Source organism: Serratia sp. JSRIV004, from assembly GCF_019968705.1.
In the GTDB taxonomy this organism is placed as follows: Bacteria; Pseudomonadota; Gammaproteobacteria; order Enterobacterales; family Enterobacteriaceae; genus Chania; species Chania fonticola_B.
Genome location: NZ_CP074140.1, coordinates 742,163 through 764,609 on the forward strand (window position 1 = coordinate 742,163; position 22,447 = coordinate 764,609).

Here is a 22,447-nt window from a genome sequence, read left to right on the forward strand (position 1 = left end):
ATACGCGATGAAAATCTATCGTCCGTTATGGACTCGCGGGGTCCTGGTATCCCCGCAACAGTTCCAGCAACAGGCCTCGCTGGAGGCCTGGACCAACGAATGTGTGGCGCAGATGGGCATCCTCCATCCGTGGGGCGTGCTTCACGCCACGTTTGAACCGGAGGCGCTGGCTCAGGGACGTCTGAAAGCGGAACGTCTGCATGTCCGTTTTCAGGACGGGGTATTGATCGACACGGAGTGTGCCGATTTACTGCCACCGACGTTGACACTGGCTGCCTGCCTTCCTGCTGCCGCGACTGAAACTCTTGTCATGCTTGCCATGCCCCAGTGCTATGCCAACGGCGGTAACTGTCTGCAGCCCGATGAGCGTGCCGAACGCCCGGTACGCTATCGTCAGGCCTGGCGTGACGTGCAAAACCAGTATGGTGACGATAAGAAACAGATCGCCGTCATGACGCATGAGCTGACGCTGCGTCTGGATACCCAGGAAAATGGCGATTATCAGGTCTGTCCGGTCGCCCGATTACTGCAGGATGCGCAGGGTCGCTGGGCGCTGGATGCCAACTTCATTCCTCCGTTGCTGAGCCTGCAGGCCAGTCGCTGGTGCGGTGAACGCCTGGACATTCTGATGGTGCAGTTGCGGGCGCGCTTACAGCGTTTGATGGGGATGCGCCGTGAAAGCAATGCGCGTATGGCCGACTTTGCCGTGGCCGATGTCTCGCTGTTCTGGTTACTCAATGCCCTGAACGGCGCCGAGCCGGTGCTGGGAAACTTTCAGCGCTATCCACAGGTACACCCTGAGCGGCTGTATCAGGAACTGGCCAGATTAGCAGGAAGCCTGCTGACCTTTTCTCTGGAACATGACATCACCGCCATTCCAGCCTATCAGCATGATCGCCTGACGGCTGTATTCCCGCCCCTGTTTAGTTTGCTGAATCTGCTGCTGGAAGTGAGCCTGCCTTCACGGGTGCTGGCGATTGAGCTGCTGCATGAGCCGCGTATCAACCAGTGGCGTGCTTCACTGCATGATCCGCGCTTGCGTGAAGAGGTGGACCTCTACCTCTCCGTGCGTTCTTCGCTCCCTGCGGCACAGTTGCAAAGCCAGTTCCCGCAATTGTGTAAGGTCGGAGCATCAGATGATGTCGGCAAGGTGGTGAACGTGTCGTTGAGCGGTATACCACTGTGCCCATTGAGCCATGTTCCGGCGGCGATGCCATTGCGGCTGGAGAATCAGTATTTTTCCCTCGATCTCAACCACCCCGCCGCGAAGCAGATGATGGCCTCTGGCACCTGCGTGTTCTACGTGCCGGGTACACTGGGTGACATTCAGCTTGAACTGTTTGCGGTGTTGCGCGCATGAGCCAATCGATAAAGAGACCCACCCCGTGCGTGGATATTGATGCCCTATTAGAGGATACCTGGTTACAGGTGATCAGCCTGCGTCAGGGCATAGCCTGCGAGGAAGGCGACGGGGAGAGGTTCTGGCAGCGCTGCGTTGACCGTATCGAACACGTTCATCAGACGTTAACCGACGCCGGTGTTAGCGCGCAAAACTGCCAGCACATCATGTATGCCCAATGTGCGGTGCTGGATGAAACCGTCAAAGGGCGTGACGTGCAGGATGATGCCTACTTCAGGTGGTGCGACTTCCCGCTACAGGCCCATTTTTTCAGCACCTTGAACGCGGGCGATCAGCTCTATGAGCGGATGCGTACCGTGTTGCGTGAAGCGGCACCGGACAGTGCGGTACTGACCTGTTTTCACCGTGTGTTGATGCTGGGTTTTTTGGGCGGCTATCGCTCATTGGCGGTGACGGAACGTGAACAACTGGTCGAACAGCTCTCCGCCCGGGTCCCGGAGTTCGGCTTTGCGTCGTCACGCCCGGTGCTGGCGAACGCGACGTCCCGCAACCACCTTGACGCGTGGCTGCGTCACTGGCCGGTGCGCGTGGGGCTGGCCGGGCTGGCCGTGGTATTATTGTGGTGGGGGCTAGACCATTGGCTGTCTGGCCTGCTGTCGACCTTATTGCCTGGGTCAGCATCATGAGTCCACGGTGGCGATGGGGTCTATGGCTATGGGCTGGCTTATTGGCCAGCATCCTCTGCCTGTTTTTCCTGCCTCTCTCCCCCCCCTGGCGCTGGATAGCCTTCTTGCTCGTGATGTTGACCGGTGCTGTCGGCATCTGGCGAACGGGCCGCCAGCCGAGTGCGGCATTGAACGACACCCGGCTCGACGGACTACCGCCCGAGAGTTACCGCTTGCCCGTGGTGCTGGTCTGTGGTGACGGCCTGGCCTCGCTGTTTGGCAGCGGCAACCTGCACCAGGGCGCTCAGGGATGCTGGTTACGGGTGGATGACATCAGCCAACTGAGCCCGTTTACGCGGCAACTGCTGTGGCGACGCCCCGCGTGGGCAGCACAGTTGGCCGTGATGGTTTCGGTCAACCCACAGCAACAGACGGACGAACGCACACTCACCACGGTGTTACATGAATTACGCTGGCAACGGATGCAACTGCGCCGAGAGACCTCTTGCACGTTACCGGTCCTGTTGTGCAGTACGGTGGCGACCTGCCTCGCTAATGCCCCTCAGTGGCTCTCCCAACAGCAGGCGAAGCCCGTTACCGTATGGCCGACTCTCACCCTGCCGGAACCCCTGGCCTACTGGCAACGCCAAGGCAGCAATAGCCAACAGGCGGAGCGGGTGCAACAGACCGTGCTGTTCCGCCACCACCATGAGTGGCTACAGGCACAGGTGCTACCGGTATTGCAAGCCCGTCATGACGACGTTGCCTGCATCGTCCCACAACAGGTGCTCCTGCATCACGTCGCCGGGTTACCGGGCCTCAAACCTGCCTCTCTCTGGCAGCAGTGGCTGGTGACCCATACCGCCCTGACGCAAGTGGCGGGCTGGCATCCGGCGCAAGCCGCAGAAGACACTGTGCGACTACCTGATTTTATCTTTGCCGATCTTCCGGTCGGCGGCGGTGTATCGTCACGCCAGCGCACATTGCGCCATGCAGTGACCTTGCTGACGGGGGCTGTCGTGCTGGCCTTATGCAGCAGCGCGTGGCACAACCAGCAATTACTGCACCGTATCGTCTTCGATATTCGCTATTACGACAGTGTGGATGCGAAAGATCCCCTCGCAAAAGCCAAGGCGGTTGAGATATTGCGGCAACATGCGGCACAGCTCAATGACGGGTTCCGCAACGGTGAACCCCTGCGCCTGAGTCTGGGACTGTACCAAGGTGAACGCCTGCGTCAGCCGCTACTGGCGGCGATCAAACGCTATGTTCCGCCGTTGACCTCCCCGACAGCCCCCATTGCCGAGTCTGTTCTACACACCGTGCGCCTCGACAGCCTCTCGCTGTTTGACACCGGCAAAGCGGTGCTCAAACCCGGCTCAACCAAGGTCCTGGTCAGTGCGCTGCTCAACATCAAAGCCAAACCGGGCTGGTTGATTGTAGCAACGGGGCACACCGACAGCACCGGCGATGCACAGACCAACCAGCAGCTCTCACTCAAACGGGCCGAAGCGGTGCGTGACTGGATGTTACACACCAGCGACGTGTCGCCCACCTGTTTTGCCGTTCAGGGGTATGGCGCAAGCCGCCCGGTGGTAAACAATGACACGGAGGCAGGCCGTGCGGCCAACCGCCGTGTTGAAATCAGTCTGGTACCGCAGGCAGATGCCTGCCAGGTAGCAGACTCTCCCCCCGCGTTATCGGCTAAGGACGACGCACTCACTCAAAAAATGGAGAAGTAACCCATGGCAATTCCTGTTTATCTGTGGCTGAAGGACGACGGCGGTGCCGACATCAAAGGCTCCGTCGATGTGAAAGACCGTGAAGGCAGCATCGAAGTGGTGGCTCAGGAGCACAACCTGTATATCCCGACCGACAACAACACCGGCAAACTGACGGGCACCCGTATCCACACCCCGTTCCTGTTCACCAAGGAAATCGATGCGTCCAGCCCGTACCTGTACAAGGCGGTGACCACCGGCCAGACCCTGAAATCCGCCGAGTTCAAATGGTATCGCATCAACGACGCGGGCCAGGAAGTGGAGTATTTCAACACCAAACTGGAAAACGTCAAACTGGTGAAAGTTGCGCCAAAAATGCACGACGTCAAAGACCCGGCCAAAGAGAAGCATAACCACCTCGAAGCCATCGAACTGCGTTACGAAAAAATCACCTGGACCTACAAAGACGGCAACATCATTCATTCCGATTCCTGGAACGAGCGTACTACCGCGTAATACAGACTGCAGACGGCGCTGTCGTCTGCTTTTTTCACAGTGCCTGCGTGCGGGTGCTATGAAAAAATCCGAACCCTGCCTCTACGACCTTATGCGCTTTGGTTGACAGCGAAGGGCGGTAGCGTGCCCGAACCTGAACACCCTCAAGAGAGAATCGATATGGAAAGTCAATCTGCTGTTTTGTTGCGCCGTTTGAACCCTTATTGCGCCCGTGCGCTGGAAGGCGCGGCCTCGCTGTGTCAGACCCGTGCCCATGCCCAGATCACCCCGGAACACTGGCTGCTGAAACTGCTGGAGCAGGGCGAAGGCGACCTCACCGTGCTGGCCCGCCGTTATGAGTGGAATATGGATGCCGTCTGGCAGGCGTTACTCGGCTGGCTGGACGACCACCCCCGCTCGGTGCGCAGCCGCCCGGCACTCTCGGCCTCACTGGAAACGTTGCTGAAACAGGCCTGGCTGACCGCCAGCCTGGCCGGTGATGACCAGATCCGCAGTCAACATCTATTAACCGCCCTGCTGGAAACCCCCACACTGGTGCAATGTGACGGCATCTGGCCGCTCCTCACCCTCACCGCCAGCCAGCTTGAGCGCCTGCGCCCGCTGCTCGACAACCAATCGGAAGAACGCCCCGAACGGCAACAACAGGCCAGCCTCAATCTACCCAGTTCCTCGCTCACTGAACCCACTGCCGACAGCGACAGCATTAACCTCGCGGGTCACACCTTGAGCGAAGCCCTGCAGGCCGCGCTGGATAAATACACCCTCGACGTCACCGCCAAAGCCAGAGCCGGGCAGATCGACCCGGTGTTCGGGCGCGACACCGAGATCCGCCAGATGGTGGATATCCTCTCCCGTCGCCGCAAAAACAACCCGATACTGGTCGGTGAACCGGGCGTGGGGAAAACCGCCCTGGTGGAAGGGCTGGCGCTGCGCATTGCTGAGGGCAACGTGCCGGACAGCCTGAAAACCGTCAGCCTCCGCACGCTCGATCTCGGCCTGCTGCAAGCCGGGGCGGGCGTCAAAGGCGAGTTTGAACAGCGGCTGAAAAACGTCATCGAGGCAGTGCAACACTCGCCGACCCCGGTGCTGCTGTTTATCGACGAAGCCCACACGCTCATCGGTGCCGGTAATCAGGCCGGTGGCGCGGATGCGGCCAACCTGCTCAAACCGGCGCTGGCACGCGGCGAACTGCGCACCCTTGCGGCTACCACCTGGAGCGAATACAAACAGTACTTTGAACGTGACGTCGCCCTCGAGCGCCGCTTCCAAATGGTGAAAGTGGACGAGCCGGACGACGACACCGCCTGTCTGATGCTGCGCGGGCTGAAATCGCGCTATGCCGAGCATCATGGTGTCCATATTACCGATGACGCGGTAAAGGCGGCGGTCACGCTGTCGCGCCGTTACCTGACCGGTCGCCAACTGCCCGACAAGGCGATAGACCTGCTCGATACCGCCAGCGCGCGGGTGCGCATGGGACTGGATACGGAACCGGAGGTGTTGATGCAGGTCAGGGCCGAGCGGGCGGCGTTGCAACTGGAACAGCAGGCGATAGAAACCGATAACCAACTGTGTGCCGACACCGAACCGACGCGACTGGCGGACATCAGTGACCGTATTGAGGTCTTGTTGTGCGAGCAACACGCCCTGGAACACCGTTACGAACAGGAACGCACCCTGGCGCAACAGCTTCTGGTAGTACGGCAGGATCCGAACCGGTCGGCGGAGGTGGTGGCACTGCGGCAGCAGTTGATTACCCTGCAGGGCTCAATGCCGTTGCTGTCACTGGATGTCGACCCTCGGACGGTGGCCACGGTGATTGCCGACTGGACCGGGGTGCCACTCTCGTCGTTGATGAAGGACGAACAGAGCGACCTGCTGACGCTTGAACACCCGCTGGCCACCCGCGTGGTTGGCCAGGCTAAGGCGCTGAATGCCATCGCCCAACGGCTGCGTGCCGCCAAAACCGGCCTGACACCGGAGAACGGCCCGCAAGGGGTGTTCCTGCTGGTTGGCCCCAGCGGTGTCGGCAAAACTGAAACCGCGCTGGCGCTGGCAGACGTGCTGTACGGCGGGGAGAAATCGCTGATCACCATCAACCTCTCCGAATACCAGGAACCCCACACCGTCAGCCAACTCAAAGGCTCACCGCCGGGCTACGTCGGTTACGGCCAGGGCGGCATCCTCACCGAGGCGGTGCGCAAACGCCCCTACAGCGTGGTGCTGCTGGACGAAGTGGAAAAAGCCCACCGGGATGTGATGAACCTGTTCTATCAGGTGTTTGACCGCGGCTTTATGCGCGACGGTGAAGGGCGTGAGATTGATTTTCGCAACACGGTGATCCTGATGACCTCGAACCTGGGCAGTGACTCGCTGATGCAGTTGCTGAATGAACAGCCCGAGGCCACCGAAGGCGACCTGCACGACCTGCTGCGCCCGGTACTGCGGGACCACTTCCAGCCTGCGTTGCTGGCCCGCTTCCAGACCGTGATATACCGCCCACTGGCGCAGGAAGCGATGCGCACCATCGTACAGATGAAATTGCATCAGGTCAGTCAACGCCTGCAACGCCACTACGGGCTCACGGCCCACATAGGCGACAGTCTGTATGACGCACTGACTGCCGCCTGTCTGCTGCCGGATACCGGTGCGCGTAATGTCGACAGCCTGCTCAACCAGCAGATATTGCCGGTGCTGAGCCAGCAGTTACTGACTTATATGGCGGCGAAGCAGACGCCCAAGACCCTGACACTGGGCTGGGATGAAGAAGACGGCATTGTGCTGGAATTTAACGGAGAAGAGCAATGAGTGACAAAATCCCTGCTATCGCCTTCGACCACAGCCACCATAAACTGACGGTTCGCGGCAACAAGGCCCCGCTGGATGTGGTCGGTTTTGGCGCGGAAGAAGCCCTGAGCGCCCCCTTCTGCTATGCCATCGAATTCAGCAGCAGCGAGCAGCATATCGGCCCGGCGACGATGTTGATGCAGGATGCCTCGCTCACCCTGCAAGCCACGGTGGTGAAGGCGTTTGGCGTGGCTATCCAACAGCCGCAGCGCGTCATTCAAGGCATCATCACGGGTTTTAAGCACCTTTCTACCTCGAAAGATGAAAGCCGTTATGAAGTTTGCCTGCAACCGCGTTTGGCTCTGCTGTCGCGCAGCCACCAGAACTGTATCTATCAGGACATCTCGGTGCCGGGCATTGTGGAGAAAATCCTGCGCGAGCGCCACGACATGCGCGGTCAGGATTTTGTCTTTACGCTGGTTAACGAATACCCTCGCCGTGAACAGGTGATGCAGTATGGCGAAGACGACCTGACCTTTATCACCCGCTTGCTGGCGGAGGTAGGTATCTGGTTCCGTTTTACCGCCGACCCCAAGCTTAACATTGACGTGGTGGAGTTTTACGATGACCAGCAGCATTACTCGCAGGGACTTACCCTGCAGGCAGTGCCCCCGTCCGGCATGCATGACAGCGGTGTTGAATCGGTGTGGGATTTATCCAGCAGCCACCAGGTGGTGGAGAAATCGGTCAGCACCCACGATTACAACTACCGCACCGCCATTGCAGACCTGAGCAGCCAGGTGGATGTGACCCGCGGTGACGCCACCACCTACGGTGAAGCGTATCACTACGCGGACAACTACCTGACGGCAGGCAGTGAAGGGCGTGACCCGGAGCCGGAAAGCGGGGCTTTTTATGCTCGTCTGCGTCATGAGCGCTACCTGAACAACCAGACAGGCTTCTCCGGTGTTGCCAATACCGCCAGCCTGGTACCAGGGTTAGAGCTGAAAGTCACTGGTCCACATGCCCCCCCGGCCTTTACCCAAGGCGTGATTATCGTGCGTACCCGCAGTTCCGCCCGCCGTGACCGCAGCTTTGAGGTAGCGTTTGACGCGATACCCTATTCGGAGGATTACTGTTTTCGCCCGGCGCTCATCAGCAAGCCCACCATGGCGGGCACCTTGCCTGCACGGGTGACCAGCACCACCGCCAACGACCCTTACAGCCATATCGACAAAGAGGGACGTTACCGGGTCAACATGCTGTTTGACCGCGACACCTGGGAGCAGGGGTATGAAAGCCTGTGGGTTCGGCAAGCTCGCCCCTACGCGGGAGACGCCTACGGCCTGCACCTGCCGCTGTTGGCTGGAACCGAAGTGGCGATAGCGTTTGAAGGTGGCAATCCGGATAGGCCTTACATTGCGCACGCCTTGCATGACTCGGCGCACAGCGACCCTGTGACTATCCGCAACTACAAGCGCAACGTCCTGAGGACCCCACGGAATAACAAGATCCGGCTGAGCGATGAGAAAGGCCGCGAGCATATCAAGGTCAGCACGGAATTCGGCGGTAAGAGCCAGCTTAACCTGGGGCATCTGGTCGACAGCGAAAAGCAGCAGCGGGGGGAAGGCTTTGAGCTGCGCACCGACCTGTTTGGGGCGATACGCGCGGAGAAAGGGATATTTATCAGCGCCGATGGGCAGGCCAAGGCACAGGGCAAGGTGCTGGAGATGCAACCGGCCATCAACCTCTTGAACCGCACCCAAGACCAGATGCGGGGTATTTCAACAGATGCGCAAAGTGCCAGCGCCAACCCGGCAGACGTGCAGGCACAAATTCATTTGTTGCAGCAAAACCTGAATGAATTAAAAGCCGCGGTTTTACTGTTGAGCGCCCCCAAAGGGATTGCCCTGACCAGTGGTGAACATCTGCAACTGTCAGCTAATCAGAACCTGATCGCCACGGCGGGTAAAAATGCGGATGTCAGCGTAGCCAAAAACTTCTTTATCGGTGTGGGGAATACCCTGAGCGTTTTTGTGCGCAAGCTGGGGATGAAGTTGATTGCCAATCAGGGGCCGATCACCGTACAGGCGCAGAACGACCTGTTCGAGTTACTGGCCCGCAAGGCCATTACTATCACCAGTACCGAAGATGAAATCCAGATCACCGCAAAAAAGAAGATCACGCTGAACGCGGGGGGCAGTTATATCACACTGGATGCGAACAAGATTGAGTCGGGAACGGCGGGCGATTATCTGGTAAAGAGTGCGCACTTTGGTTACAGCGGTGCGGCCACACAAAGCGTAGAGCCCCCGACCCTGTCAGACAGGGTTACAGACCCTGCAGTACGTTCATTATTTTCTTGATTAAGGTACAGAACAATGATTATCAGTCCTCCGAGATTACGTGACCAAAACAGTTCAGAAAGCGATGCCGATTGGGTAGAACGGATGATCCCGATTGATGTCCAGCGCAATTATCCGCTTAACAGCCGTCATGCCTGGCACGGTGGTGTGCATTTGGTGCACAGCGATATTGGCAGCAACGTGGAATATATACGTGCGATTGCGGATGGTATGGTGATCTCGTTGCGTCAACCCAGTCAGGAAAAACGGGATAAACCGCCGTTGAACTACAACGGGGGGACTGATTTTGGCTACGTCTTGCTCAAGCATGAGACTGAAATAGGCAGCGGTGAGGCTGGTAAAGTCGAGTATTACTCCCTGTATATGCACATGGGGAGTATCAAAAGTGAGGTAAAACAGGGAGCCAGGGTTTATCGCAAAGACCCACTGGGCCAGGTGGGAAAGATTGATGGTCGAAATGGTATTCACTTCCAGATATTTTGCGATGATGCCAATCTGCCAAAACTGGTGGGGCGCACGACGCCGGAGCTGGATCTGAGCAAGGATGGGCGCACGGATGCGGTCTACGGTGATATGCACTTTTATCTGCCTACCGGTACGCCATTTTACCCAGCGAGGCCGGCGAATAACGGGTTAACGCCGAGAGAAAACGCACTGTATAGAAGTAGCGAACCGCTGTTTGTGACCATGCGTTTTGATAAAGGCAGTTGCAGCATGACTACCCGGCAGAAAGCCCCCGCGCCGAAAAGCGGCTATACGGAAGTGGGGGACGTGTTGGTTAACGCGGATGGGGCGGATTATGAATATAATCTTTATAAAACCACGCTTGATTTATATCCGGACAGCCCGAGTGCCGGTTATGAGTTATTGCGTTTTGGGCGGGTGATTAATACCGAACATGAAACTCTGGTGCCAGCCAACGCGCCGTTGTGGCGTACCGTCAACTATCCGGGAGGTAAAGGCTGGGTCAATCTGGCGGCCAGTGAAATCAAAAAGTTCGGCGACGGAGATTTTCCGCACTGGATGGGGTGGCTGCTTGTCGACGACGATACCGATACTAACAGCCAATGCAATTCGCTGAGTGTGATGTGCCGAACGCGCGATGAACTGAGTCGAACGATTTGTCATTTTCCGCTGGAATGGAATGAAGTAACGGCGGAGGCGCGTTATGGTTGGTTGAAATCGGCGCTGACAGACGTGAGTGTTGATATTGAAAAAGCGAATGAAGTCTTGTGTACCAAGCCTGATACGGTGGCGGGTTTTTCACCCCCTGTCTCTGCTGAGTTTGAACTGGCTGCTGCGCAGGTCAGTCTGGCGGAAAAAGACTGGAATGCGTTGATAGCGCATATCAAAGCCTTATGCTTTAACACCGATGCGTTGGGTTTACCCTCTGGGCTGGTCTGGCACTTTGAGCCACGGCAGTTTATTACGCATTTTAGGAAGTGTAATTGGAACTCAAAAAATGAGTTGGCATTAATATATCCAGATAATATATACCCTGTAACTATTTTGAAAAAAATAAGTAAAACACCGGACTCTGTACGAGAAAATTACCGTAGTATAATTAATAAAGCTTTGGAAAAATATCTAATTGTCACTCCCACAAGGAAGTCTCATTTTTTTGGACAGGGAGCGGTTGAGTCATATATGCTTGTTCTGATGATTGAAGGTGCAGCTAGCTTTAGTAAGAATCCATCTCACCCCAGCTTTGGTAGTGAAATTGATGGATATTATAATCCACCTACAGGAGGATATCTTGATTATCTAAATGGTCGTCTAGGTAATATTGAGTCAGGTGATGGTCCTAAGTTTAGAGGGCGAGGTATGAAGCAGTTAACGGGTAGGGAAAATTATAGTAAATATTGGGGGTACAGAGGATGGATTGATATAATGAAATACAAGATGACATATAAAGGGTTTGTTGAGCAGTGGTGGAATCCAACAAGAGTCAGTAAAGCACCTGTAATTTCAGAACCTCAGGCATTATCTTTAAATAATTACAACTGCATTGATGCTGGTGGTTGGTATTGGACTGCGGGAGCTAGGCCTAATAAATTTTTATCAATTAATAAAGCTATTATTGAAGGTGGTGTTAGTTTTGAACATTCAAGATCTGTGACATACTCTATTAATGGTGGGCATAATGCTGATGTGGAACGATGGAATCATACTGTTAGGATATCTAAAGTATTAATGGATGGGATTAATTGATATGAGGAAAAACATTATAATTTCATGTTTAGCGTTAATGTCAATATGTTATTTTTTAGGTTATAGTTTCGCCTTTGCACTTACTGTTGATAAGTCGGGAAATAGCGATGTTAAAATTAAAAATCTAGGGAGGTATCTTTACCTTAAAACAGATGTAAATTTGACAGGTTATAATATTAATTGCTCTGGGGATAGATTGATTTTATGGGGACACCCTATAAAAATTAATGAGAGTAACCCGCAGGATAGTACTGTGATTTTATTTGATTTATCAAAACAAAAAATTTTGAAGAAGATTGGTTTTAGTAAGGGAGTTTTTGATGTTGACTTTTTAACGAAATCTGATGAGGCATATATTGGTAGTGACCCTGGTTTCATTATCAATACTAATACGGGGGGGGTGGCTACAGTGCCGCAAGATTTTGTTCCTGATGCTCATGGCCTTTTCGAACAATGCGTAAAAGATAAAGGCTGGAAATATGATAAATATGAAAATTAAGGGTAGGGAAATAAAACGATGAAAGGAGTTATTCGTATCGGTGATAAAACCACCCACGGCGGTACGGTCACAGCGGGGTCGTCCACTATGAAATTCGGTGGTATTGGTGTTGCCCGTCTCGGGGATCCAGTCTCTTGTCCCCAACACCGAGATACTGTAATCAGCGAGGGGCACGCTACGTTCTGTGATAACGGGATCCCGGTGGCCTTCCACGGCCATCGGTGTGCCTGTGGGTGTACCCTGCTATCTTCCCTGTCTCAAGCCACAGCGAGTTAATCCTTATGCCTGTCAGATTGGATCGTCTACCCGGATTGGCACCGCGTCCGGTGCCAATCCGCTGGTGGCGTTGGCTGGGCGTTTTTCCCTGTTTCCTGCTGACTGGGGTGCTGGCGACGGCATTACGGGGGGGAGAGTCCGTGGGGCGTCAGCCGTTACTGTTCTGGCTACTGGCCCTGGGGATCCCCTCACTGTTCTGGGGCCTGTTGGTTACGGTACGTTGGTTGGTCTACGTCGGTCAGCATCTGGTGGCCGATGGTTGGGATGAACGCCATTGGCAGGTGTTGTTACAGCAAACCCGACAAGGCCGCCGTTCACTTCAGGTGTTGGCAGCGGTATTACACACAGCACATACCGATGAGGAAAATCCTGATGCTCAGCTTTCTGCTCTGGTGCAAAACGAAAATGCCCTGTTATCACAACCCTCCTGGCAAGGTCAGGCCGCAGTGCGGCATAGCCGGTTGCCGCAGTTTGAGGGCGAGTCATCGGAAGTGATGACGCAACGCCTGCTATTTTCGGTGTTCACGACGCTGGCTGAAACCTTAGCCCCCTTGGCGGATGACATTCCCCTAAAGCTGATATTGGGATCTGATACGGCATTATCTGACGAGGCATTACAACAGGTGTGGCAGGCCGCCTGGAATGATGCGGATATTGTCCACTCAATGAGCCGTGTTGACTGTGTGGGATTGTCGGGGGTGGATGACTGGCTGGATAACCATATTCATGAGGAGGCACTCCTGGTTGTGGTGGCGTTGCAGATACATTCTCAGCAACCAGAGATGACCGCCGAATCGGTCGTAGGGCTGATTTTCGGCAACCGGTTGACCCAAAAAACGTTGCCTCCGTTGGCGTATCTGCACCGTCCGGAATTCGCCACTGAAGCTCGACTGGAATACGGTGTCCGTCAGGCCCTGGACTGGGTACCGATTTCCCCTGAGTCACTTAACCATGTGTGGTTTTCCGGCCTGGACGAGGAGAATATAGCCTCGCTCAGCACGGTAATGGAAACGGTGGCATTTCCGGTGACACGTGAGCAGGGCATTTACGACGTGGGCACCTCGCTGGGTCACCCCGGATGCGTTACCCCCTGGCTGGCGATTGCTGCTGCCACACAGGCCGCTCAGTTGACACAGTCCCCCCAGTTTATCTTTAGTGGGGCGTCAGCGCCTGGCGCTGGCGTCTGGAATACCGTGGTTTCTCCCTATAATCCTTCGCAGGAGATGACGCAGTGATGCGCACCTGGACTCGTTCTTACTTCTGGCCATTAGCTATCCTCGTACTGCTAACCGCTGCTATCATGAGCTGGCTGGTCTGGCGTCAACCGCATGTGCTGGGGATCCCCCCCAACAGTAACGCACACCGTTTCTGGCAATGGGGCATTGTAGGCGGTACCGGTTTTTTCTTGCTGTCGATAGCACTCTATTATGCTGCAATCCGTCGTGCAGGTCGTCAAGCCTATGAGGCACAGCGGCAAGCACTGAAAGGGGATGATGTCTTGCGGGCAGAAAAAGAGGTACAACGCGTCCCGCCATTACAAAACGAAACTGCATTGCTTAAAACCCACCTGCGCCGCCGCTATGGCCTGTTCTGGCGTTATAAAGTGCGGTTGCTGATGGTGGTGGGTGAGCCTGAACAGATTGCCGCTTTGGCCCCCACACTGGCTGATCAAGGTTGGCTGGAAGGGCAGCGCACCGTCTTGCTGCACGGCGGCAGCCTACGTGAACTGATCGACCCGGCACGCCTGACTGCATGGCGCACACTGTGCCGCAGTCGCCCGTTGGATGGCGTGGTCTGGGCCGTCACTCAGGCACAGAGCGAGGGTGCCGCGTGGCTGGATAATGGCCTGCGCACGCTGGAAAAAGCCGGTGAGGCGCTGCGCTATCAGCCCCCCGTTTATCTGTGGCAGGTGTGTGAGAGCGGTTGGGCGCAGGATGAGCGGGTCACGCAACCGGTCGGTGTACTGTTCCCGGCGAAGGCCACCCCAACGACCCTTGAACAGCAGTTGATCTCGCTGTTACCGCCGTTACGCGGACAGGGCATGCAGCAGGTCTTGGCGCAGCCGTCGCATGATTTCCTGTTGCGCTTGGGGCAATCACTAAAAAATAAACAGGCCGCCCGCTGGCGACAGGTGTTGACACCATGGTTCGCCGATTACGCTACCCGCATTCCGTTGCGTGGGTTGATGTTCAGCCTGCCAGAGGTGTCCACGAACGCTTCTGCGAACGTGCATGAAAAAGCCTGGAGCGCTCCGGCCAGTTGGCAAGGGCTGCTGGCGGATTGCCGTTCGGCTCCGGGCCGCCGCGTCGGTCTTCCCTGGGAGCAGACGCTGTATACCGGCCTGCTGACATTGATGGTGTTGTGGGGCGCAGGCAGCGTGGCGTCGTTTACCGTCAATCGCCAGCAGATGCTCTCGGTCGCTGAGGGGGCACAGCGCCTTGCAAAGCCGCAGCCCGTGTCGGATGAACAGGTGATCGCCCTGCATGCGCTGCGTAATGATATTGGCCGTTTACAGTCGCGCGTGGCGAATGGTGCGCCGTGGTATCAGCGTTTTGGTCTGGACCATAATGCCCAACTGCTTGCGACCCTCATGCCGTGGTATGGCAACGTCAGCAACCGTCTGATCCGCGATGCCGCTGTAGAAAGCCTGCAACAACAACTCGGCGTCGTGGCCAACCTGCCCGCCAATAGCCCGAAACGCGCTGCACTGGCAAAATCCGGTTATGACCAACTGAAAGCGTACCTGATGATGGTGCGCCCGGAAAAAGCCGACGGTGCCTTTTACGCTCAGGTGATGAAAACCACCGAGCCACTTCGCCCGGGTGTCTCTCCCGGTCTCTGGCAGAGTCTGGCACCCGACCTGTGGCAGTTTTATGCCCACAACCTGCCCGGCCAGCCGAGCTGGAAAATCGTACCGGACAAGGCCCTGGTGTCACAGACCCGGCAGGTGTTGCTGGGTGAAATCGGCCAGCGTAATGCCGAAAGCACGCTGTATGAAAACATGCTGCTGTCTGTGCGCCGCAACTCTGCGGACATGACGCTTGTTGACATGACGGGGGAAACCGATGCGCAACGGCTGTTCACGAGCGCTGAAACCGTACCGGGCATGTTCACCCGCAAAGCGTGGGATGAACAGATCCTGCAGGCGATAGACAACGCGGTCACTTCGCGGCGTGAAGAGATTGACTGGGTGCTCAGCGATAACCGCCGTGCCATCTCCGATGACATCTCACCGGAAGCACTGAAAAAACGCCTGACCGAACGTTACTTCACCGACTTTGCCGGTGCCTGGCTGAGTTTTCTCAACAGCCTGCACTGGAATGAGGCGAAAAACCTGTCTGATGTGATTGACCAACTCACCTTGATGAGTGATGTTCGCCAGTCGCCGTTGATTGCGCTGATGAACACCGTAGCCTGGCAGGGACAAACCGGGCAGCAGACCGACGCGCTGTCAGACTCGCTGGTGAAATCGGCCAAGGCCCTGATGAATAAAGACGCCGAACCGGCGATAGACCAGCAGGCCAGCGGCCCGGTCGGCCCGTTGGATGAGACCTTCGGGCCGTTGTTGACGTTGATGGGCAAAGGCAACGCGCAGACGATGATGTCGTCCGATAGCTCACTTAGCCTGCAAACATTGCTGACCCGCGTTACCCGTGTGCGACTGAAACTCCAGCAGGTTGCGAATGCTTCAGACCCGCAGGCAATGACGCAGGTCCTGGCTCAGACCGTTTTCCAGGGCAAAAACGTCGATCTGACTGATACGCAGGAATACGGCAGCCTGATCGCCGCCAGTCTGGGTGAAGAATGGAGTGGCTTCGGCCAGACGATGTTTGTTCAGCCGCTGACACAGGCCTGGGAAACGGTGTTGCAGCCTTCGTCAGCCAGCCTGAATGACCGCTGGAAAAACGCCATTGTGGCGAACTGGAAGTCGGCCTTTGACGGGCGCTACCCGTTTGCCGTCAGTAAAAGCGATGCCTCCCTGCCGATGCTGGCCGACTTCATCCGCAAAGACAGCGGGCGCATCGACAGTTTCCTGACCCGTGAACTGAGTGGGGTACTGCATAAAGAAGGCACCCGCTGGGTACCGGACAGGGTCAACAATCAGGGGCTGACCTTTAATCCCGACTTCCTGGCGGCCATTAATCAGCTGAGCCAGATTTCTGACATCCTGTTCACCGACGGCAGCCAAGGGCTGCGGTTTGAGTTGTTGGCTCGTCCGGTGCCGGATGTGGTGGAAACCCATCTGTCGATTGACGGACAAAAACTGCATTACTTCAATCAGATGGAAAGCTGGCAGAGCTTCCGCTGGCCAGGCGATACCTATAAACCCGGGACCCTGCTGACATGGACCACGACATCCGCCGGTGCCCGTTTGTACGGTGACTATCAGGGCACTTGGGGGCTTATTCGCTGGCTTGAACACACAAAACAGAAAAAGCTGGACGAAGGCCGCTATCAGTTGACGTTCACGACACCGGACAAGCAGCCGCTTCAATGGATATTGCGCACCGAGCTGGGCAAAGGTCCGCTGGGTCTGTTGCCGCTGCGTAACTTCACGCTGCCCAATCAGATCTTCCTGATACAAACACCGGTGCAAAGCGAACCCCCTTTTGATCCCGATGCGATCGCCGAGGAACAATAATGGCCACATTGACCACACTACAAAACGCCTGTGGTGCAGAACGTGAATCGCTTTTAAAACAGGCGCATCTTCAGGCTGAACGTTGGGATAATTGGCTGAAACCGATCTCGTCAGATCACCCTGCCGGAACCGACCCCGGCTACGACGATGATTTTCAGCAGATGCGCGAAGAGGTCAATAAGCTCTCTGGCGCAGACACCACGCTGACCTGCGCGCTGGCGGAAAAACTGCTGACGGGTCAGTGCAAGGACGTTCGTGTTGCGACGTATTACCTCTGGGCTCGGCTGCATCGTGACGGCGAGGCGGGTCTGGCCGAGGGCCTTTCCCTGCTGGCCGGGCTGATAAACCGCTTTGGTGAATCGTTACATCCGCAGCGGGCCGCAAGCCGAAAAGCGGCGCTGGAATGGATCTCCGGCCCCCGCGTACGGGATAGCCTGTCGCTGTATCCGGAAGTCGACAACGTTGATTTTGCGCGTATTGTGGGCGCACTGACGGTCATAGAACACGGCGTGAGCAGCTGGGATGACGCCTCTCGTCCGCAACTCGGCGCATTGTTTTCCTCACTCGAAAATCGGCTCGTTCAATCCGGTGGGATGAACGCCGTCGTTCCGCAAAACAGCAGTGCGTCTTCCTCTGCGCAGGAGAGCAACAGTGCATCGCCTTCATTGCGGCCTGTGCAATCCGGGCGTGATCTGCTCGATCAGGCCAAATCGCTGGCGAAGTACCTGCGCGATCAACCGTTGGGTTGGCTCGCCGGGCATCATCTTATTAAAAGCGTGCGCTGGGACACGGTACACGAACTGCCCTCGCTGGATGCCCGCGGGCGAACCCGCCTGATGCCACCACGCCCCGAATACCGCGCACAGCTCAAACGCCTATACCTGCAACAAAGCTGGATCGACCTGCTGGATCAGGCAGAGTCGATGTTTGCCGAAGGCGCGAACCACTTCTGGCTGGACGTGCAGTGGTATTTACACCAGGCACTCACGAAATCTGGCGCACCCTATGAAGGCTGGGCAACGTGCATTACGCAGGATCTCAATCTGCTTCTGACCCGTCTGCCGGGGATGGAAAGTTTATGCTGGAGCGACGGCACGCCGTTTGCTGATGAAGTGACACAAAGCTGGATCACTCAGCAGGTGCTGGAGTCTGCCAGCGGATGGGATAGTGAAACCGCCGTTGCGGTGACGTCGGGCGAAGACGATATTCTTCAGTTCGAATCTGAAGCGCTGGCGCAAGCCGACAGCGACGGTGTTGAAACGGCGCTGCAGTGGTTGCAGTCACGCCCGGGGATCAGTACGCCGCGTCACCAGTGGCTGATACGTCTGGTGATGGCACGCGTTGCGGAGCAGTTCGGTAAAAGTGATATGGCCTTGCATTTGCTGGACAATCTCGATAACGGGGGGACGGTGCTCACTTTGCAACAGTGGGCACCAGAATTAATTTTTGAGGTCAAAGCCCGGCGGCTGAAGCTTCTGCGCATGAAAGCACAACGTAGCGGCGGTGACAAAAACAGCCTGTTGACGGAAATGGACAACCTGCTCAGCGGGTTGATAGCACTCGATCCTGCCCGCGCTGCCGTGCTGTGTGGCTAACCAATAACTCTGCCAGATTAACTGTGGATCTCTATGGACGATTTAACCCTGCGTTATTTTGAAGCCGAAATGCGTTACCTGCGCGAGGCGGGCGACGAATTTGCGCGTGCGCATCCCGACCGGGCGTCTGCACTCAACCTTGACAAAACCGGGGCCCGTGACCCGTATGTGGAACGCCTGTTTGAAGGTTTTGCCTTTCTGATGGGGCGTCTGCGTGAAAAGCTCGACGATGACCTGCCCGAACTGACCGAAGGGCTGGTCAGCCTGTTGTGGCCACACTATCTGCGCACCATTCCCTCCCTGTCTATTGTGGAGTTCACTCCGGAATGGCAGAGCATGAAAGAGCCCATGGCGGTGAGTAAAGGCTTTGAAATACTTTCGCGCCCTATCGGTGAACGTCGCACACGCTGCCGGTACACCACCACGAAGGATATTGAGCTGCTGCCTCTCACCCTGAACCGCGCGGTGCTGGATACCGAGCCAGATGGCCGCTCGGTGATCCGCTTGCGCTTTACCTGCAGTGAACTGGTGGACTGGAGCGTCATCACTCTGCGCCATCTGCCGTTCTATTTTGACGCCGATACACCGCTGGCCTGCGCCTTGCATGAGGCGCTAACGCTTAACACCGCCAAACTCTGGATACGCCTGCCGGGCCAGGCTGACCGTCAACCGCTGGACGCATTCTTTGCGCCACAGGGCTTTAGTGATAAGGACACACTGTGGCCAAAAGGGGACAGTGCGTTCAGCGGTTATCAACTGCTGCTGGAGTATTTCACCTTCCGTGAAAAATTCATGTTTGTCGCGCTCAGGGGACTGGACGCGGTGACGTTACCGGCAGATCTGGCCTGGTTTGAAATCGATGTGGTGCTGGAGAAGCGCTGGGAGCACGACTTCTCGTTCTCGGAAAAACACCTGCGGCTGCACTGCGTGCCGGTCATTAATCTCTTTCCGCTGGAATCGGATCCACTTTCACTTTCCTCGTTACAGACGGAATATCTGCTGCACCCGATGCGCGTGCAGGATGGCCATACCGAAATTTACTCGGTGGATGCGGTGATCTCCTCCAAACACTCTGGCCACCAGGTGTATGTGCCGTTCACCAGTTTCCGTCACAAAGGTGGGATGCTGCGACACGACGCGCCGGAATATTACTACCATACACGCGTCAAGCGAGGCCCTTCCGGCCTGCACGATACGTGGCTGGTATTGGGCGGCGAGGCGTTTGATAACCACACCGTACCGGACAATGAAAACCTCTCCCTCAGTCTCACTGGCACCAACGGCCAGTTGTCGCGCAAATCCCTGCAAAGCACGGTGCTGGATACGGCGGTGAAATCTACCGGGGTCAACGTGCGGGTGCGTAATGTATCCGTACCTACCATGCCGTGTTATCCGCCGAACCGTGACCGTTTTCACTGGCGTGTATTGAGCCATCTGGGCAGCAGTTTCTTGTGGATGATGGACAGCGCGGATGTGCTGCGTGGTACTCTGGCGTTATATGACTGGACGGAAAACGAGATGAACCGCCGCCGTCTGGAGGCCATCGTCGAGGTGAAACACAGCGAGATCGAACGCTTTGAACGCGGCTATCTGCTGCGCGGGGTCCATATCGAGATCACACTCGACAGCAACGGCTTTGCAGGTACCGGTGATATCAGTCTGTTCGGTGAAATGCTCAGCCGCTTTTTTGCGCTGTATACCGACATTCATCTGTTCAACCGTCTGACCCTGATACTGCAACCGACAGGAGAACGTCTGGAATGGGAAGAGAACCACAAAACCCGTCTTCCCTGCTAATCGCCAGGCTTGAACGGGATATTGGCAAGATTAATTTCTTCCGCCTCTGTCAGTTACTCGAGCAGCAACCCGGAACGCTGCCGCTGGGCAGTACCGCGGATCCTGCCGATGACTGTGTGCGTTTTCGTCCGCACCCCGGAATGGGATTTCCGGTCAGTGAGTTGAAGGCGTTGGAAATGGACGCAAAACATCAGGATGCGCCGCCGACCATTCGCACCACGTTTATGGGGCTGTACGGGGTGGATTCGCCGTTGCCGACGTCCTATATCGATGACATCACCCAACAGCGCGAAGGGCATGAGGCACTGGAAGGGTTCCTCGATATTTTTAACCACCGGTTCATGACGCAGTTTTACCGGATTTGGCGAAAGTACTCCTATCCTGCCACGTTCGAATCGGGGGGGAAAGACAATACCTCGCAAAGCGTGCTGGGGCTTATTGGCATGGGGATCCCCGGCACTCAGTCGCATTTTGCGACGCCGACCTCACGCTTTCTGGCGTTACTGGGCGTGATGCGCTTGCCAGGAAGAACGGCGGAAGGCGTGCAGGCGCTGGTGCGTCTGTTAGCCCCTTTTACGCAGGCCGATGTCACGCCGCATTGCTTGCGCACGGTGCGGATCGCTGCACCGATGCGGTTTGCCGATGACGGCACTCACTGGCTGGATGGCGGTACGGTGATGGGGGAGGAGGTCATTGATGCCAACAGTCAGTTGCTGATTTCCTTGCACACATCAGACCGTGAGGAGGCAAGAGACTGGTTGCCAGATGGTGTACTGTATACCGATTTTTTAGTGTTACTCAGGGTGTATCTGGGCTGGCGCTACACCGCCTGCATTCAGTTGACGGTACCGACACGGCTGCTCCCGGCCCCTGTTCTGGGGGAACCCGCGATAAGGCTGGGTTTGACTGGCGTACTGGGGCTGGGTGATGACGCGTCGTCAGACGATCTCCCCGCATACTTTACCGTGGCGCTGGGTCGCTACAGCGGAATGGCACCTGACAGACATAAAGAAGGAAATGGTCGTGTTATTAAATACCACGTTGAAAAGTAAACTTTGGCTGCCTGCGCTGGCTTTATTACTGAGCGGCTGCGGGCTGACCCAGACGGTGACCGATGGCACTGTCTCAGCAACAAAATCTCTGTTTTATAAGCACATAAAAGTGCTGCATCTGGATTTTACCGGACGTGAAGCATTGAATACCGATGCACACGAGGAAAGTTCGTCCTCGCAGCCAGTGTTGGTTCGCGTCTATCAGCTACGTGATGATAAAACCTTCCAGAAAACGGTGTATCAGCAGTTGGTTGATGGGGGCGATGACGCACTGAAAGCGGATCTGCTGGCCAGCCGCGATGTGGTTGTCAAACCGGGAAATGCCGTATCGCTGGATATGCCGATGGAGAAAGACGCTCAATTTGTTGCGATCGTCGGCCTGTTCCGTGATCCGGATATGTCGAAAGACCAGTGGCGTCGGGTGTTGACCCGCGACGATCTGGATCCGGATAAGCCGCGCACTGTCGAGGTGGGAAATAACACGTTGACCCTGCTTGCGGAGAAAAAATGATGTCCGGCGCTCTCTCACTCTACGAAATACTGCTGGGTAACTTTGCCGGTGGTCTTGAGCTGCATCAGGTCAACGAAGCCGATCAGGTGATCCTCTCGGTACTCGACAACATGCAGCGCATTCTCAACTGCCGGGCAGGCACGCTCAGCCATTTGCCGGACTACGGTTTACCGGACATGAGCAAAATCCTGCAAGGCATGCCCGGCTCGGCGCATGAGCTGATGGTCACGCTCTCCGCTGTCCTGCTGAAATACGAGCCACGCCTGAAGAAGGTTGACGTGGTGATGCAGGAACAAACGCAGCCGGGCGAACTGCGATATGCCATTGATGCACAACTGAAAGACCACGGATTGGTGCGCTATGGCACCGAATTTATGCCGGAGGGCAAGATAGTGATTCGGCACCTACAACAACAGCAGTGGCTGTCTTAATCAGGGTAACCACACACC

Annotated in this window: 16 protein-coding genes; all 16 read left to right on the forward strand. The window is 56.3% G+C overall.

Annotated features, from left to right (window positions below):
* The first annotated feature begins 7 nt into the window (after window positions 1-7).
* The 16 genes from tssK (at window position 8) to tssE (ending at window position 22,429) form a co-directional block, all read left to right on the forward strand.
* Window positions 8-1,360, forward strand: a complete 1,353-nt coding sequence (gene tssK / locus KGP21_RS03510; protein WP_223497941.1) for a type VI secretion system baseplate subunit TssK — start codon at window positions 8-10, stop codon at window positions 1,358-1,360.
* Entirely contained in the window at window positions 1,357-2,046 is a 690-nt protein-coding gene (gene tssL / locus KGP21_RS03515) for a type VI secretion system protein TssL, short form (RefSeq protein ID WP_223497940.1), read from the forward strand. Before tssK ends, tssL begins: the two co-directional genes overlap by 4 nt.
* Entirely contained in the window at window positions 2,043-3,767 is a 1,725-nt protein-coding gene (locus KGP21_RS03520; RefSeq protein ID WP_223497939.1) for an OmpA family protein, read from the forward strand. The genes tssL and KGP21_RS03520 overlap by 4 nt, the downstream gene beginning before the upstream one ends.
* 3 nt (window positions 3,768-3,770) lie before the next feature.
* Window positions 3,771-4,262 (forward strand): Hcp family type VI secretion system effector, encoded by a 492-nt coding sequence (locus tag KGP21_RS03525; protein WP_223497938.1) that lies wholly within the window; start codon window positions 3,771-3,773, stop codon window positions 4,260-4,262.
* Window positions 4,263-4,421: 159 nt separating this feature from the next.
* Window positions 4,422-7,070, forward strand: coding sequence for a type VI secretion system ATPase TssH (gene tssH / locus KGP21_RS03530; protein ID WP_223497937.1), 2,649 nt, complete (start codon window positions 4,422-4,424; stop codon window positions 7,068-7,070).
* Window positions 7,067-9,415 carry a type VI secretion system Vgr family protein gene (gene vgrG / locus KGP21_RS03535; RefSeq protein WP_223497936.1) on the forward strand — a complete coding sequence of 783 codons (2,349 nt, stop codon included), beginning with the start codon at window positions 7,067-7,069 and terminating at the stop codon, window positions 9,413-9,415. The genes tssH and vgrG overlap by 4 nt, the downstream gene beginning before the upstream one ends.
* Window positions 9,416-9,430: 15 nt before the next feature.
* Window positions 9,431-11,626: a M23 family metallopeptidase gene (locus KGP21_RS03540; RefSeq protein WP_223497935.1), complete on the forward strand. Its 2,196-nt coding sequence runs from the start codon at window positions 9,431-9,433 to the stop codon at window positions 11,624-11,626.
* Complete coding sequence (locus KGP21_RS03545; protein ID WP_223497934.1) at window positions 11,613-12,125, forward strand: hypothetical protein; 513 nt, start codon at window positions 11,613-11,615, stop codon at window positions 12,123-12,125. Before KGP21_RS03540 ends, KGP21_RS03545 begins: the two co-directional genes overlap by 14 nt.
* A gap of 18 nt (window positions 12,126-12,143) precedes the next feature.
* Window positions 12,144-12,401, forward strand: a complete 258-nt coding sequence (locus KGP21_RS03550; RefSeq protein WP_223497933.1) for a PAAR domain-containing protein — start codon at window positions 12,144-12,146, stop codon at window positions 12,399-12,401.
* A gap of 5 nt (window positions 12,402-12,406) precedes the next feature.
* A complete protein-coding gene (locus tag KGP21_RS03555; protein ID WP_223497932.1) occupies window positions 12,407-13,636 on the forward strand; it encodes a hypothetical protein in 1,230 nt (409 codons plus the stop codon).
* Complete coding sequence (locus KGP21_RS03560; RefSeq protein ID WP_223497931.1) at window positions 13,636-17,043, forward strand: ImcF-related family protein; 3,408 nt, start codon at window positions 13,636-13,638, stop codon at window positions 17,041-17,043. The genes KGP21_RS03555 and KGP21_RS03560 overlap by 1 nt, the downstream gene beginning before the upstream one ends.
* On the forward strand, window positions 17,043-18,638 hold the full coding sequence (gene tssA, locus KGP21_RS03565) for a type VI secretion system protein TssA (RefSeq protein WP_223497930.1): 1,596 nt from the start codon (window positions 17,043-17,045) through the stop codon (window positions 18,636-18,638). The genes KGP21_RS03560 and tssA overlap by 1 nt, the downstream gene beginning before the upstream one ends.
* A 33-nt stretch (window positions 18,639-18,671) precedes the next feature.
* On the forward strand, window positions 18,672-20,435 hold the full coding sequence (gene tssF, locus KGP21_RS03570) for a type VI secretion system baseplate subunit TssF (protein WP_223497929.1): 1,764 nt from the start codon (window positions 18,672-18,674) through the stop codon (window positions 20,433-20,435).
* Window positions 20,399-21,487, forward strand: coding sequence for a type VI secretion system baseplate subunit TssG (gene tssG / locus KGP21_RS03575; protein WP_223497928.1), 1,089 nt, complete (start codon window positions 20,399-20,401; stop codon window positions 21,485-21,487). Before tssF ends, tssG begins: the two co-directional genes overlap by 37 nt.
* Entirely contained in the window at window positions 21,459-21,998 is a 540-nt protein-coding gene (tssJ, locus tag KGP21_RS03580) for a type VI secretion system lipoprotein TssJ (protein WP_371822033.1), read from the forward strand. Before tssG ends, tssJ begins: the two co-directional genes overlap by 29 nt.
* Window positions 21,995-22,429 carry a type VI secretion system baseplate subunit TssE gene (gene tssE / locus KGP21_RS03585; RefSeq protein ID WP_223497926.1) on the forward strand — a complete coding sequence of 145 codons (435 nt, stop codon included), beginning with the start codon at window positions 21,995-21,997 and terminating at the stop codon, window positions 22,427-22,429. The genes tssJ and tssE overlap by 4 nt, the downstream gene beginning before the upstream one ends.
* The last annotated feature ends 18 nt before the right edge of the window (window positions 22,430-22,447 follow it).